Raw genomic sequence first — 13,289 nt, forward strand, 5'->3', positions numbered from 1 at the left:
ACGACGACGGCGAGGCGTCGATGCCGCCGACTCCGGTGCGCTGGTACGCGGAAGAAGGAGACCGGTGACGGATCTCGGTACGCCGGCCCTCGTCGACCCCTACTGAGGCGCCGCTCCGGTCAGAAGCCGGTGACGGGGTAGTGGTCGGAGAGGTTGGTGTAGGTGTACTGCTTTCCCCAGCTGGAGACCGTCCACGGCGCGCTCTGCTCCAGGACCACGTTGTTGGTCCAGCCGGCGGGCCGGGCGTTCCCGGACCGGTAGAGGACGTAGTCGAGGTCCTCGCGCGGGTCGTCCGGGTAGCGCTCGGAGGCGATCGAGTTCAGCTCCGTGTCGAAGGAGTACGGGTGGCCGGTGCGCGCGTCGGCCCCCACCAGGCCCGCGTCGGCGAGCATCGTGCCGTACTCGGGGGTGCGCGAGTCGACGTTCATGTCGCCGGCGACGACGACCTGCTCGTTCGCCGGGATGTTCTTGGCGTCGAGGAAGGCGTCGATCGTCTTGAACTGCCGGCTGCGCATCTGCGCCGCCTCGCCGGCCGAGCAGCCCGGGTCGGTCGACTGCGCGTGCGTGCCGACGACGTGGACGAGGCTGCCGTTCACGTTCAGGACGGTGTAGGCGAAGCCCTTGTTCGAGTACCAGTCGGCGCCGCAGGCGTCCTTGTAGACGTACTGCTCCTTGCGGACGATCGGCCACTTGCTGAGGATCGTCACCCCGCCGTCCTCGGGCGTGGTCGAGGAGTAGGCCCCTCCGGTGGCATCCCAGCCGGTCTTGCCGCGGCCGACGACGGGGGTCTGGTAGGGGTACTGCGCGGCGGCGTTCGCCTTGAGGGCGTCCGAGGCGGAGTTGTCGAAGGCCTCCTGGAGGACGACGACGTCCTGCCCCTGGAAGAAGGGCGCGGCGGGGATCGCCCGGGCCCGGTGGTCCTGCCCCCAGTTCGGGTACAGGGTCTTGGAGAACAGGAACGTGTTGTACGTGAGCACCTTCAGCCGGGGCGCCTCGGTGGAGGCGGCGGTCGCGGCCGGGGCGGCCGTCACCAGGGTGGCGGCGGCGAGCGCGAGCGAAAGGGCGGCGCCGGGGGCGCGGCGGAGCGCGGCGAACGACACGTGAACTCCCATGAGTACGTGGGGGGTTGGACTGGCGCCGCACATACAATCAGCCGGGGTTACCTTCCGGTAGCCTCTGGATGCCGGGAATCTTGCCGAGCCCGCAAGATCACGCCAACTCTCGCCCCGGTGCCTGATTTGTCACTTTTTGGAGCAGGTAGAATGCGCGCATGACCCTCGCGAACTCCACTGTCTTCAAGACCGACCTCGGTCCGCTCAACCCCGTCTGGGCCGAGCTCATCCTCGGCGCGGTGCTGTTCGGACTGACCTTCCTCATCATGGCCAAGGCCGTCCTGCCGAAGATCAAGCGCACTCTCGACCAGCGCGAGGACGCCATCGAGGGCGGCACCGGGCGTGCCGACGACCTGCGTTCCGAGGCCGCCGCGATCCGCGAGCAGTACGAGGCGGAGCTCGCCGAGGCCCGCCACGAGGCCGCGCGCATCCGCTCCCGGGCCACCGAGGAGGGCTCGGCCGCCATCGCCGCGGCCCGCGCCGAGGGCCAGGCCGAGCGCGACGCGATCCTCGCCGCCGGTGCCGCCAAGATCGCCGAGGAGCGCGCCGCCGCCGAGCGCGAGCTCAACGCCGACGTCGACGCCTGGGCCCACGCCCTCGCCGCCCGCATCGTCGGCGAGCCGGTCGGCGCCGACCGCGCCTGACCCCGCACTCCCCCGAAGGGGCCGTCACCAGGGCCGCAGCGCCCGCGTGACGGCCCCTTCGTCATGGGTGCAGTCTGGAACACATGAGGAGAAGGCCATGGAACGTGTGAAGCCGCTCGACCGCGCCCCGGCCGGCCACGACCCCGTGCCGCCGCCCGTCGGCGGAGTGCTGTGGAGCGTCGCGGGGGACGTCCGGGCGCTCCTGATGCTGCCCGCCGCCCTCACCCTGCAGGTCGCCCACCCCGCGATCGGTGCCGGCGTCGACGACCACTCGGTCTTCCGCACCGACCCCTGGGGCCGCGGGGAGCGGTCCCTGCGCTCGCTCCAGCTGTGGATCTACGGCGGCGAGGAGGCCGCCAAGGAGGGCCGCCGGCTCCGGGAGCTGCACCGGACCATCCAGGGCACCGACGCCCACGGCCGCCGCTACCACGCCCTCACCCCGGCCTACTACTCCTGGGTGCACGCGACCGGCTTCCCGATCTACCGGCACGGGCTCCGCCTCCTCGTCCGCCCCCTCACCGAGGCGCAGGAACGGCAGCTGTACGCCGAGTGGCTCCAGGTCGGCCGGGTCCTCGGCATCCACGACCGGGACATGCCCCAGACGATCGAGGCGTTCTGGCCGTACTACCGGAAGGTCCTCGCCGAGGAGATCGAGGCCACCGCCGTCGTACGGGAACTGCTCGACACCGACCTGCCGCTGCCCGCCCCGGACCGGGGCCCGCTGCCACTGCGGCTCGCCCTCCGCCTCCTGTGGCCCGTCCTCCGCCGCCCCTTCCTGCGGGTGCGCGCCTTCCTCACCGTCGGCCTGATGCCGCCGGACGCCCGGGAGGCCATCGGCCTGGAGTGGACGGACGCGCAGGAGCGCACCCTGCGCCGGTTCGCCCGGATCGTCCGTGCCGTGGTCCCGGCCCTGCCGGAGCGCCTGCGCTACCTCCCGCTGGCCCGGAAGGCCCGCGAGGCCGCCCGCCGCGCGACGCGCTGACGAACGGCCTCACGAAGACCCCGGGGCCTCCCGGGATCAGTGCCCGGCGTGCTGTGCGGCCGCCTCGCTCTCGTGGATCGTGTTCGTCTCCGCGATCTTCTTCCACGACTTCGGCTGTGCCGGCTTCGCCGTGGAGCGGGCCGACGGCGTCGCCGCGGGAGCGGACAGGCCGGCCGGGGCCACCGCCGGAGCGGCCGGCTTCGACGGCTGGTAGAGCCAGGTGTCGAAGAGCGCGGCCAGCGGCTTGCCGGAGACGCGCTCCGCGTACCGGACGAAGTCCGCGACGTGCGCGTTGCCGTACGCGTGCTCCTGCGGCCAGCCCTTCAGGATCGCGAAGAAGTCCTCGTCGCCGATCTCGTTGCGCAGGGCCTGGAGCGCCAGAGCGCCCCGGTCGTACACGGCGATGTGGAACTGGTCCTCGGCGCCCGGGTCGCCCGGCTTCACCGTCCAGAACGGGTCGTCGGCCGCCCGCGTGGCGTACACGTAGTCCGCCAGCTCCTGGGCCGTGCCCTCGCCCTCCTTCTCCGACCACAGCCACTGGCTGTAGCGGGCGAAGCCCTCGTTGATCCAGATGTCCTTCCAGTCGCCGACGGACACGCTGTCGCCGTACCACTGGTGCGCCAGCTCGTGGACGACCACCGACACGTTCGCGCCGCCCGCGAACTGACGCGGGCTGTAGAACGGACGGGTCTGCGTCTCCAGGGCGAAACCGCTGGTCACGTTCGGCACGTAGCCGCCCAGGGAGTTGAAGGGGTACGGCCCAAAGACCGACTCCAGCCACTCCGCCACCTCGGTCGTGCGCTCGATCGAGGCGCGCGCCGCGCCCGCGTTGTCACCGAGGTCCTTGCTGTACGCGTTGAGGACGGGCAGCCCGTTCGCGGTCTTGTCCGTCGTGATGTCGAACCTGCCGACGGCGAGCGTCGCCAGATAGGTCGCCTGCGGCTTGTTGGAGCGCCAGTTGAAGCGGGTCCAGCCGAGCCGGGAGGACTGCGACTGCAGCACGCCGTTGCTGATGGCCTGGTGGCCGTCCGGCACCAGCACCGAGACGTCGAAGGTGGCCTTGTCCAGCGGGTGGTCGTTGGACGGGAACCACCAGACGGCCGAGTCCGGCTCCTGCGCGGCGACGCCGCCGTCCGGGGTGCGGGCCCAGGCCGACCAGCCGTCGATCCTGAACTCGGAAGGCTTGCCCGCGTAGCGGACGACCACCGAGATCGGCGTGCCCTTCGCCAGCGGGGACGCCGGGGTGACCTCCAGCTCGTGGTCGCCCGAGGTGGTGAACTTCGCCGGGCGGCCGTTCACCCGGATCTCGCTGACCTTCAGACCGAGGTCCAGGTTGAAGCGGGACAGGTCCTGCTTGGTGGTGGCGAGGATCGTCGCCGTGCCCTCCAGGAGGTCCGTCGCCGGCTGGTACTTCAGCCGCAGGTCGTAATGGGAGACGTCGTAGCCGCCGTTGCCGCTGGCGGGGTAGTAGGAGTCGCCGATGCCCGGGGCGCCGGGGGCGAAAGAGGCCGCCGATGCCGGGATCGCCAGCAGCAGAGAGGCCGCCAGGGCGCTCGGAACGATGAGTCTGCGGTGCACAGGTGCTCCCAAGTCATAAGAAACGTAAGACGCGTGGGTGGTCGTCGGTCCTTAGTTCGGACCTTATTCAGCCCCCGACGCGCCGTCACGTCCAGAGGACCCCCTGTCACACGATCGCCATTCGGCCGACATGAACCCGCCCGTCACCTGAATGACCCCGAATCCCCCTGATTCCCTACGGCACTCTTTTGCCCGGGAGTTGACCGGGGTACGTTCCGGCGCATGCCGATGCGAAAGCGGAGAACCCGCGGAGCCCGACTGACCTACGGAACCCTCGTTTCCGCGGCCACGGCCGCCCTGTTCGCGACCCTGGTCACCCCCGCCGGCGCCCGGCCGGAACCGGTGTCGTCCTTCCCGCGCGAGTCCCGGCCCGTCCACTCGTACGCCGACGCCGTCCGCGAGTCCGTCTGGGTCGACACCGGCCTCGACGGCGACGGCGACGGACGCGCCGACCGGGTCGCCGTCGACATCGTGCGCCCCCGCGAGCCCGCGGCGGCCGGCCGGAAGATCCCGGTCATCATGGACGCCAGCCCGTACTACTCCTGCTGCGGACGCGGCAACGAGGGCCAGAAGAAGACCTACGACGCCGACGGCAACCCCGTCCAGCTCCCGCTCTTCTACGACAACTACTTCGTCCCCCGCGGGTACGCCTTCGTCGCCGTCGACCTCGCCGGCACCAACCGCTCCGACGGCTGCGACGACGTCGGCGGACGCTCCGACGTCCAGTCCGCGAAGGCCGTCGTCGACTGGCTGAACGGCCGCGCCCGCGGCTACACCTCCCGCACCGGCGGGACCCCGGCCCGGGCCACCACTTGGAGCACCGGGAACGTCGGCATGATCGGCAAGAGCTGGGACGGCACCATCGCCAACGGCGTCGCCGCCACCGGCGTGGAAGGGCTGAAAACGATCGTCCCGATCGCCGCGATCTCCTCCTGGTACGACTACTTCCACGCGCAGGGCGCCCCGCTCTACGACGCCAACCCGAGCTGGCTCTCCGAGTACGTGAACAGCCCCGAGGCGCAGGGCCGCTGCGGAGCCGTCCAGGACCGGATCACCGCGGGCACCCCCTACAGCGGCGACTGGACCCCGGCCTGGACCGAGCGCGACTACGTGAAGGACGCCGGCAAGGTCAGGGCCAGCGTCTTCGTCGTCCACGGACAGCAGGACCTCAACGTCCGCGCCAACCACTTCGGCCGGTGGTGGGACGCGCTCGCCGCCCACGGCGTCGAGCGGAAGATCTGGCTCTCCCAGACCGGCCACGTCGACCCCTTCGACTTCCGGCGCGCCGACTGGGTCCGCACCCTGCACCGCTGGTTCGACCACTACCTCCTCGGCTACGCCAACGGCGTCGACCGCGAGCCCGTCGCGGACATCGAGCGCGCCCCGGACGTCTGGGCCACCGACCGGCAGTGGCCGGCGCGCGCCGCGACGACCACCACCCTGCGCCCCGCCCCCGGCGCCGCCTCCGGCCCGGGCGTCCTCGGCCGCGCGCCCGCCGCCCCCGGCTCCACCGCGACCTTCACCGACGACCCGGGCCTGGGCGAGCTGGACTGGGCCGCCCGGATCGACGGCACGACCCCCGAGAAGGCCGGGTTCACCACCCGTCCGCTCTCCCGGGACCTGCGGATCTCCGGCTCCTCGAAGGTGACGGTCACCGCGACCCCGACCACCTCCACCGCACACCTCTCCGCCGTCCTCGTCGACCTCGGCCCCGACACCGTCCGGGACTACGCGGCGGCCGGCGAGGGCATCACCACCCTCACCGACCGCACCTGCTGGGGCGCGAGCACACCGGGCGACAGCGCCTGCTTCAAGGAGACCGCGGCCCGTACGGCGGACGTGGCGTACACGGTCGTCAGCCGGGGCTGGGCCGACCTCGGGACCTGGGCCGACCCGCGCCGGGAGCGCCCGCTGACCCCCGGAAGGGCGTACACCCTCACCCTGGACCTCGCCCCGACCGACCACGTCGTCCCGGCCGGCCACCGGCTCGCCCTGATCGTCGGCGGCACCGACAAGGACCTCCTCGATCCTCCGTCCACCACCCCGACCCTCACCCTCGACCTCGCCCGCACCTGGGCGAAGCTGCCCCTCGTCGGCGGCGCCGGGGCGTTCGACCGGGCGACGACGGGAGCGGCCCCGGCCGTGCCCTCGCCCACGGCGGTCCCGTCCCTGAGCGGTCCCGTCCCGCCGGCCGCAGTCACCGGACCGCGCCTGCCCGGCCCGGGGGCGGGCCGATGAACTCCCTTATCAGGAAACGGAGTTCCCGGCGGTCGTTCGCCCTCGTGGTGGGTGCCGCCGTCCTCGCCCTGCCGCTCGTCACCGTCCCCGCCAAGGCGGCGGACAGCGCGCCCGCGAAGACCCTCCCGCGCACCGGCTTCGAGGAGAGCCGGGGCGCCCGGTGGACGACCGAGGCCGAGGAGGGCGAGTTCCTCGCGGCGGTCGACCGGGGGAGCGACCGGGTGTCGCTGCGCGAGATCGGCACCACCGGCCAGGGCCGCCCGCTGCGGCTCGCCACCCTCGGCGCCGGCGGCACGACCGTGCTGCTCGTCTGCAGTCAGCACGGCGACGAGCCGGCGGGCCGGGAGGCCTGTCTGAGCACGGTGCGCGACCTCGCGTACGCCCAGGACCGGGAGACCCGGCGCTTCCTCGCCCGCACCACCCTCCTCGTCGTCCCCACCGCCAACCCCGACGGCCGGGAGGCCGACACCCGGGGCAACGGTGACGGGGTCGACGTCAACCGCGATCACCTCGCCCTGCGGACCGCCGAGGCGCGCGCGATCGCCGCCGTCGTCCGCGACCGGAAGCCCGCCCTCGTGTACGACCTTCACGAGTACGGCGCCACCCCCCGCTACTACGACAAGGACCTGCTCGCCCTCTGGCCGCGCAGCCTCGACGCCGACCCGCACGTCCACGACGAGTCCCGGACGCTCTCGGAGTCCTACGTCCGGCCCGCCGCCGGGCTCGCCGGTTACAGCAGCGGCATCTACGGCATCTGGACCGACCCCCTCACCGGCGAGCCGGTCAAGCAGGTCGCCGGGGACGGCCAGGAGCGGATCCTGCGCAACACGGCCGGCGTCAAGCACTCCGCCGGGCTGCTCGTCGAGACCCGGGTGGACGCCCTCGACCAGGCGGAGAAGGACGATCCGGCCCTCAACCACCGGCGTCGCGTCGCCACCCAGCACGCAGCCCTGGAGGGGGCCTTCGCCTATCTCGACGAGCGGCGCGGGCCGCTCACGGCGGCCACCGCCCTCGCCCGGCACGCCGGCTTCGCCGACCGGGGTCCGGTCTACCTCGGCGGCGCCGACAACGACCCGGCCGAGCCGGGGGAGATCCTCGCCGACCCGCCCTGCGGCTACCGCCTGGACGCCGCGCAGTACGCCGAGGTGGGCGACGAACTCGCCCTGCACGGCGTGAGCGTACGGGCGGAGGACGCCGGGGTGTTCGTGCCGCTGCGCCAGTCGCAGCGCGCGCTCGTCCCCCTGCTCCTGGACGCGCGGGCCGCCTATCACCTCGTCAGTGGGAGTCCTGTGGAGGAGTGTTGACGATCGGGTGCCTCCAGCCTGGCGCGGCGCGGCTCCGATGTTTGCCGAGGTAAAGTTACCGACTGGTACTGACCATGCCTCGAACGGGCCCACAAAGCCCTGGAGTTGGAGAACCACCATGCACCACACCAAGCCCGCACGCCGTACCCTGACGGCGCTGCTCGCCACCACGCTGCTCGCCGGGGGCGTGCTGCTCGGACAGACGGCGACCGCCGAGCCGGCCGCCGCCAAGCCCATCACCTGCGACGTCAGCAAGCTGCGGGCGGACGCCCGCAAGGAGCGCGACCGGGGCAACCAGCTCAAGCACCTCGGCGCCAGGGATGAGGCCCGCAAGGCCTTCGCCCGCGCCGACGCCCTGGAGCGCCGGGCCCAGCAGTGCATCGACGCGGACCGGAACAACAAGCCGCCGCTCTGGAAGTAGTACGTCACGCGGGGCGGTTGCCATCCGAAAGGAGGCAACCGCCCCGCGGCCGTTCCGGCCCCTCCGGTCGACCGCCGACCTCCCCGCCCGGACCTCGCCCCGCCCCTCAGCCGACCGCCAGCTCCGCCGCCCGCTCCGCGCAGCCCCAGGCCACCGTCACCCCCGCGCCGCCGTGGCCGTAGTGGTGGACGAGCCGCCCGCCGCCCGGCAGCGGCACCGCCTCGATCCGCACCCCGCCCGTCCGCGCGGGCCGCAGCCCCACCCGGTGCCCGAGGACCCGTGCCTTCGCGATCTCCGGCCGCACCCGCGCGCACCGCGCCACGATCGCCGCCGCCGTCGCCGGATCAGGGGCGAGCCGCTCGTCGCCCTCCTCCGCCGTCCCGCCGAGCACCAGCCGGTCGGGATGGGGGAACCAGTACGTGGTCTCGCCCGCCGACTCGTCCGCCGCCGTGAACCACTCCTCGATCCCCGGGTTCTCCACCAGGACCAACTGCCCCCGCACCGGCCGCATCCCCGGGTCCGGTACGAGCTCCCGCGCCGCCAGCCCCGTGCAGTCGACCACCACCGGGGCCAGCGCCGCCGCCTCCTCGAAGCCGGTGACCCCGCGCTCCTCGAAGACCCCGCCCATCGCCTCGAACCGGTCGCGCAGGAAAGCCAGGTGGACCGGCATGTCGATCAGCGGCAGCCGTGCCCCGAGCCCCGTCCGGTACGGCCCCGGCACCTCGTCCGGCTCCAACTGCCGCAGCCCCTCGACCTCCTTCGCCCAGGGGCCGAGCCCGCCGAGGGCCACGCCCGCGTGGACCCCGGGCACCCAACGGACCCCGCTGCGCTCCGGACCGGCGGCCAGCTCCTCGTACACCCGCAGGGAGGCCAGCGCCCACGTCCCGGCCTCGGCCGCCGGCTCGATCCGGTACGGCCACCACAGGGCGCCCGCCACCGCCGAGGTCGTCCTCGTCACGGCGTCCCGGGACCGGATCCGCACCCGCAGCCCGCGCTCCGCCAGCCTCGTCGCCGTCGCCAGGCCGATGACCCCGCCGCCCACCACGATCACGTCGCTCCTCATGACCCGGACCGTACCGGGAAGCCCGGGACCGTACCGGGACCGGGACATTTCCGGGACGGCGCGGCCACGGAAGAGCGGAAGACTCGAGTCATGCCGGTCCCGTACACCTCCCTCGACCTCGTCCCCGCCGCCCCGTCGGACGGCGACCACCACCACCACGACTTCCTCGTCGACGGCAGGCCGCTGCTCCACCGGCTCGACGAGACCGACGGCTTCGACGCCGTCTCGCCCCTCGCGGCGGACCTCCCGCCCACCGTCCGCCCCGAGCACGCCCACCGCCTCCTCCTGGCCGACGGCACCCGACAGGTGATCCACTCCTGCCCCGACTGCGAGGACCCCGGCTGCGGCGCGGTCACCGCCGTCGTCGCCCGCGAGGGCGGGGACATCGTCTGGCGCGACTTCGCCTGGCAGACTGGCACCGCCGCCGACCCCGTGCGCGAGGGCTACCCCGGCGTCGGGCCGTACCGCTTCCACGGCGCGACCTACCGGTCCGTCCTGCTCCGGCTCCTCGAATCCTCGGCGTGTCGCCGCGTCGCCTAGGATTCGTTCCCTGATGACTGCAACCCTCGTCGCCAAGGACCTCGCCGCCGGCCACGGCGAGCGCACCCTCTTCGCCGGGCTCGACCTCGTCGTCGCCCCCGGTGACGTCATCGGCCTCGTCGGCGTCAACGGCGCCGGCAAGTCGACCCTCCTGCGGCTGCTCGCCGGGCTCGACACCCCGGAGGAGGGCGAGCTGCGGCTCTCCCCGCCCACCGCCGCCGTCGGCCACCTTCCGCAGGAGCCCGAGCGGCGCGCGGGGGAGACCGTGCGGGAGTTCCTCGCCCGCCGCACCGGCGTCGCCGCCGCCCAGACCGCCATGGACGAGGCCACCCAGGGACTCGTCGACGGCACGCCCGGCGCGGACGACGCGTACGCCCTCACCCTGGAGCGCTGGCTGAACCTCGGCGGCGCCGACCTCGACGAGCGCGCCGAGGAGGTCGCCGACTCCCTCGGCCTCACCGTCGGCCTCGACCAGCCGATGACCGCCCTCTCCGGCGGCCAGGCCGCCCGCGCAGGCCTCGCCTCCCTGCTGCTCTCGCGCTACGACGTCTTCCTGCTCGACGAGCCCACCAACGACCTCGACCTCGAAGGCCTGGAGCGCCTGGAGTCCTTCGTGAAGGGGCTGCGTGCCGGGACGGTCGTGGTCAGCCACGACCGCGAGTTCCTCACCCGCACCGTCACCAAGGTCCTCGAACTCGACCTCGCCCAGCAGCAGATCACCCTGTACGGCGGCGGCTACGAGGCGTACCTGGAGGAGCGGGACACCGCCCGGCGCCACGCGCGCGAGGAGTACGAGGAGTACGCCGACAAGAAGGCCGCCCTCGAAGGGCGTGCCCTCATGCAGCGCAACTGGATGGACAAGGGCGTCCGCAACGCCCGCCGCAAGGCCTCCGACAACGACAAGATCGGCCGGAAGCTGCGCGGCGAGGCCAGCGAGAAGCAGGCCGCGAAGGCCCGCCAGACCCAGCGCATGATCGAGCGCCTCGACGTGGTCGACGAGCCCCGCAAGGAGTGGGAGCTGCGCATGGAGATCGCCGCCGCGCCCCGCTCCGGCTCGGTTGTCGCGACCCTGCGCGAGGCCGAGGTCCGCCGCGGCGACTTCGCCTTCGGCCCCGTCACCCTCCAGATCGACTGGGCCGACCGGGTCGCCGTCACCGGTGCCAACGGCGCCGGGAAGTCGACCCTGCTCGCCGCCCTCCTCGGCCGTCTCCCGCTGGACTCCGGCGACGCGGTCCTCGGCTCGGGCGTCGTCGTCGGCGAGGTCGACCAGGCCCGGAAGCTCTTCCACGGCACGGAGACGCTCCTGGAGGCCTTCTGCGCGGCCGTGCCCGACACCGAGCCCGCCGAGGTCCGCACGCTGCTCGCCAAGTTCGGCCTCAAGGCCGTCCACGTGCTGCGACCCGCCACCACGCTCTCCCCGGGCGAGCGGACGCGCGCCGCGCTCGCGCTGCTCCAGGGCCGGGGCGTGAACCTGCTCGTCCTCGACGAGCCGACCAACCACCTGGACCTGCCGGCCATCGAGCAGCTGGAGTCCGCCCTCGACTCGTACACCGGCACGCTGCTGCTCGTCACCCACGACCGGCGCATGCTCGACGCGGTCCGCACCACCCGCCGCGTCGAGGTCGCCGACGGCAAGGTGACCGAACTCTGATGCCGCCCTCGTCCGGACCGGGCCGGTCGGCATGACTCCTCCCCCAAGTTCTCGGCTTCGCTCGAACAGGGGAGACCCCACTGCCTCCCTCCTCCGCCTTGCGATGCACGGCACCGGACGCCGCTCCCCGATCCGGCCTGACCGGCAAGACACCCTCGGGGGCCCGCACACCCGAATGACCCCGGAGGCGACCGCGGCGGCCACGCTGTGGGCGGCGACCGAGGACCCGGTCGCCGCCTTGCACGGCTGCGACTCGGGCCGTGAACTGTACGAGTACGGCTTTCCGCAGGACGTGGCCGCCGAGATCGACAGCTCGACGACCGTTCCCGTTCTGGTGGACGGCGCTTTCCAGGAGGCACGATGACCGACCTACTGACCCGGCTGACCGAGATGCTGGACGATCCGGACGCGGACGTGGACGAGACGATCGACCTCGCCGACGAGATCGCCGCCTCGGGCGACGCCGGTCTCCTGCCGCGCCTCCAGGCGGAGCTGGACCGGGCCCTCACCGAGCGGAACGGCTACGCCCGGGAGCTGCTCGGCGGCGTCCTCGCCGCCCTCGGCGGCCCGGCCGTCCTCCCCGCCCTGATCCGTGCCTCCGCCGTCGACCTCGGGGACGACCAGGACGGCCTGGCCGCCGAGATCGTCGACCTGGTCCAGGCGGACCCGAAGACGGCGCGTCGTCTCCTCCAGCCGATGACGGAGGACGACGACCTCTCCGTCGCCAACCGCGCCGACTGGGCGCTGCGCTTCCTGCCGTAGGCGGGGCGCCCGCGAAGAGGCCACGGCCCGGTGGGCCGTGGCCTCGTTCGTGCGGACGCGGAGGTCGGGGTCTACCAGTAGGGGCTGCAGTCGACGGCGCCCGTGCCGGAGTCCTTGAGGCACACGCGGTAGTAGTAGCCGCTGCCGCCGAGCATGTTGGACCAGTCGGAGCCCGGGTCCGGGATCGTGACGGAGAGGCTGCGGACGAGCGGGCCGGCGTAGCCGTTGTGCTTCTCGATGTAGCCGTAGTGGTCCCACCAGTTGTCGGGGCCGTAGGGGTCGGTGACGCGGACCCAGGCAGCCTGACACTTGGCCGACCAGCGCAGCTCGCCCTTGCTGATGCCGTCGGAGACGGACGCCTTGGTGACGGCGTCGCCGTCGCAGGCCTGGGAGACGGGGCCGAGGTTGTCGCAGCCGGAGCCGTAGCAGCCGGCGGCGTACGAGGTGCCGGCGAGCGGGACCAGGGCCATGGTCATCGCGGCGGCGGAGACGCCCGCCACCTTCGCGATCATGCGCTTCATGGGTGGAACGACCTCCAGGAACGGGAACACCGTGGACCTCCCCCGCGGAGGCCGAAGGTGATCATGAACGTCTGTCCTGGCCACGTCAACGGGCAAAACGGGCCGCCTCGACACGATGCCCGGTTGGTCCGGGTCGTCCCCGCGTCCCCTGCCGGGGAGCGCGCGGACGACCTCGGACCGCCTGTCGGAAACCACATCCGACCTGCGCGTCTATCGGCGCTTGCCACCACCCTCGCCGAGCAGGCCGGCCTTGCGGAGGGCGTCCGCCATCGCGCTGTTCGCGGGCGCGGGCGCCGCCGAACGGTCCCGGCCGCCCCGCTCCCCGCGGTCGCCGCGGTCGCCGCGGTTTCCGCCCTCGGCCCGGCGGCCGCCGCCCTGCAACGCCGCCCTGTACCTGCGGCGCCCGCTCCTCGTCACCGGCAACCCCGGCACCGGCAAGTCCACCCTCGCGCACGCCGTCGCCCATGAGCTGC

At 73.2% G+C, this 13,289-nt stretch carries 14 protein-coding genes; 10 read left to right on the forward strand and 4 right to left on the reverse strand.

Features of this window, described 5'->3' with window-relative positions; all coding sequences use genetic code 11:
* Positions 1–119: 119 nt before the first annotated feature.
* A complete protein-coding gene (gene sph / locus ABZ318_RS36445) occupies positions 120–1,112 on the reverse strand; it encodes a sphingomyelin phosphodiesterase (RefSeq protein ID WP_356906723.1) in 993 nt (330 codons plus the stop codon).
* Between the two features lie 158 nt (positions 1,113–1,270).
* Here sph and ABZ318_RS36450 point away from each other — a divergent pair, with 158 nt between their 5' ends.
* The gene (locus ABZ318_RS36450) at positions 1,271–1,756 is read left to right on the forward strand and encodes a hypothetical protein (protein WP_356906724.1); all 486 of its coding nucleotides are present in this window, start codon (positions 1,271–1,273) and stop codon (positions 1,754–1,756) included.
* Between the two features lie 97 nt (positions 1,757–1,853).
* Entirely contained in the window at positions 1,854–2,738 is an 885-nt protein-coding gene (locus tag ABZ318_RS36455; RefSeq protein ID WP_356906725.1) for an oxygenase MpaB family protein, read from the forward strand.
* Positions 2,739–2,774: 36 nt separating this feature from the next.
* Here the strand turns inward: ABZ318_RS36455 and ABZ318_RS36460 are convergent, their stop codons facing one another.
* Positions 2,775–4,316, reverse strand: coding sequence for a M1 family metallopeptidase (locus ABZ318_RS36460; RefSeq protein WP_356906726.1), 1,542 nt, complete (start codon positions 4,314–4,316; stop codon positions 2,775–2,777).
* 222 nt (positions 4,317–4,538) lie between these two features.
* On the opposite strand from ABZ318_RS36460, the gene ABZ318_RS36465 reads away from it, so the two are divergent.
* The 3 genes from ABZ318_RS36465 to ABZ318_RS36475 all read left to right on the forward strand — a co-directional run bounded on the left by ABZ318_RS36465 (position 4,539) and on the right by ABZ318_RS36475 (position 8,279).
* Positions 4,539–6,554 (forward strand): Xaa-Pro dipeptidyl-peptidase, encoded by a 2,016-nt coding sequence (locus ABZ318_RS36465; RefSeq protein WP_356906727.1) that lies wholly within the window; start codon positions 4,539–4,541, stop codon positions 6,552–6,554.
* Positions 6,551–7,858: a M14 family metallocarboxypeptidase gene (locus ABZ318_RS36470; RefSeq protein ID WP_356906728.1), complete on the forward strand. Its 1,308-nt coding sequence runs from the start codon at positions 6,551–6,553 to the stop codon at positions 7,856–7,858. The genes ABZ318_RS36465 and ABZ318_RS36470 overlap by 4 nt, the downstream gene beginning before the upstream one ends.
* A 118-nt stretch (positions 7,859–7,976) precedes the next feature.
* Positions 7,977–8,279 carry a hypothetical protein gene (locus ABZ318_RS36475; protein WP_356906729.1) on the forward strand — a complete coding sequence of 101 codons (303 nt, stop codon included), beginning with the start codon at positions 7,977–7,979 and terminating at the stop codon, positions 8,277–8,279.
* Between the two features lie 106 nt (positions 8,280–8,385).
* Here the strand turns inward: ABZ318_RS36475 and ABZ318_RS36480 are convergent, their stop codons facing one another.
* Positions 8,386–9,342, reverse strand: a complete 957-nt coding sequence (locus ABZ318_RS36480; protein ID WP_356906730.1) for an FAD-dependent oxidoreductase — start codon at positions 9,340–9,342, stop codon at positions 8,386–8,388.
* A 90-nt stretch (positions 9,343–9,432) separates the two neighbouring features.
* Between ABZ318_RS36480 and ABZ318_RS36485 the strand changes: the two genes are divergently transcribed.
* The 4 genes from ABZ318_RS36485 to ABZ318_RS36500 all read left to right on the forward strand — a co-directional run bounded on the left by ABZ318_RS36485 (position 9,433) and on the right by ABZ318_RS36500 (position 12,295).
* Positions 9,433–9,882: a hypothetical protein gene (locus ABZ318_RS36485; RefSeq protein WP_356906731.1), complete on the forward strand. Its 450-nt coding sequence runs from the start codon at positions 9,433–9,435 to the stop codon at positions 9,880–9,882.
* A gap of 13 nt (positions 9,883–9,895) precedes the next feature.
* The gene (locus ABZ318_RS36490) at positions 9,896–11,533 is read left to right on the forward strand and encodes an ABC-F family ATP-binding cassette domain-containing protein (RefSeq protein WP_356906732.1); all 1,638 of its coding nucleotides are present in this window, start codon (positions 9,896–9,898) and stop codon (positions 11,531–11,533) included.
* A gap of 175 nt (positions 11,534–11,708) precedes the next feature.
* Positions 11,709–11,897: a hypothetical protein gene (locus ABZ318_RS36495; RefSeq protein ID WP_356906733.1), complete on the forward strand. Its 189-nt coding sequence runs from the start codon at positions 11,709–11,711 to the stop codon at positions 11,895–11,897.
* Positions 11,894–12,295, forward strand: coding sequence for a hypothetical protein (locus ABZ318_RS36500; RefSeq protein WP_356906734.1), 402 nt, complete (start codon positions 11,894–11,896; stop codon positions 12,293–12,295). Before ABZ318_RS36495 ends, ABZ318_RS36500 begins: the two co-directional genes overlap by 4 nt.
* A gap of 71 nt (positions 12,296–12,366) precedes the next feature.
* Here ABZ318_RS36500 and ABZ318_RS36505 read toward each other — a convergent pair whose 3' ends face one another.
* Entirely contained in the window at positions 12,367–12,816 is a 450-nt protein-coding gene (locus tag ABZ318_RS36505) for a DUF2690 domain-containing protein (RefSeq protein WP_356906735.1), read from the reverse strand.
* 250 nt (positions 12,817–13,066) lie between these two features.
* Here ABZ318_RS36505 and ABZ318_RS36510 point away from each other — a divergent pair.
* On the forward strand, positions 13,067–13,289 hold a 223-nt coding region (locus tag ABZ318_RS36510; RefSeq protein ID WP_356906736.1), incomplete at its 3' end, for an AAA family ATPase.

Origin of the sequence: Streptomyces sp. NPDC006197 (genome assembly GCF_040613865.1) — a bacterium.
GTDB lineage: Bacteria > Actinomycetota > Actinomycetes > Streptomycetales > Streptomycetaceae > Streptomyces.

Excerpts from the sequence above, each read along its gene's own strand:
- ABZ318_RS36480 (WP_356906730.1), bottom strand. The coding sequence starts at position 9,342 with ATGAGGAGCGACGTGATCGTGGTGGGCGGCGGGGTCATCGGCCTGGCG.
- ABZ318_RS36500 (WP_356906734.1), top strand. The coding sequence starts at position 11,894 with ATGACCGACCTACTGACCCGGCTGACCGAGATGCTGGACGATCCGGAC.
- ABZ318_RS36505 (WP_356906735.1), bottom strand. The coding sequence starts at position 12,816 with ATGAAGCGCATGATCGCGAAGGTGGCGGGCGTCTCCGCCGCCGCGATG.
- ABZ318_RS36490 (WP_356906732.1), top strand. The coding sequence starts at position 9,896 with ATGACTGCAACCCTCGTCGCCAAGGACCTCGCCGCCGGCCACGGCGAG.
- ABZ318_RS36470 (WP_356906728.1), top strand. The coding sequence starts at position 6,551 with ATGAACTCCCTTATCAGGAAACGGAGTTCCCGGCGGTCGTTCGCCCTC.
- sph (WP_356906723.1), bottom strand. The coding sequence starts at position 1,112 with ATGGGAGTTCACGTGTCGTTCGCCGCGCTCCGCCGCGCCCCCGGCGCC.
- ABZ318_RS36465 (WP_356906727.1), top strand. The coding sequence starts at position 4,539 with ATGCCGATGCGAAAGCGGAGAACCCGCGGAGCCCGACTGACCTACGGA.
- ABZ318_RS36455 (WP_356906725.1), top strand. The coding sequence starts at position 1,854 with ATGGAACGTGTGAAGCCGCTCGACCGCGCCCCGGCCGGCCACGACCCC.
- ABZ318_RS36475 (WP_356906729.1), top strand. The coding sequence starts at position 7,977 with ATGCACCACACCAAGCCCGCACGCCGTACCCTGACGGCGCTGCTCGCC.
- ABZ318_RS36485 (WP_356906731.1), top strand. The coding sequence starts at position 9,433 with ATGCCGGTCCCGTACACCTCCCTCGACCTCGTCCCCGCCGCCCCGTCG.
- ABZ318_RS36495 (WP_356906733.1), top strand. The coding sequence starts at position 11,709 with ATGACCCCGGAGGCGACCGCGGCGGCCACGCTGTGGGCGGCGACCGAG.
- ABZ318_RS36450 (WP_356906724.1), top strand. The coding sequence starts at position 1,271 with ATGACCCTCGCGAACTCCACTGTCTTCAAGACCGACCTCGGTCCGCTC.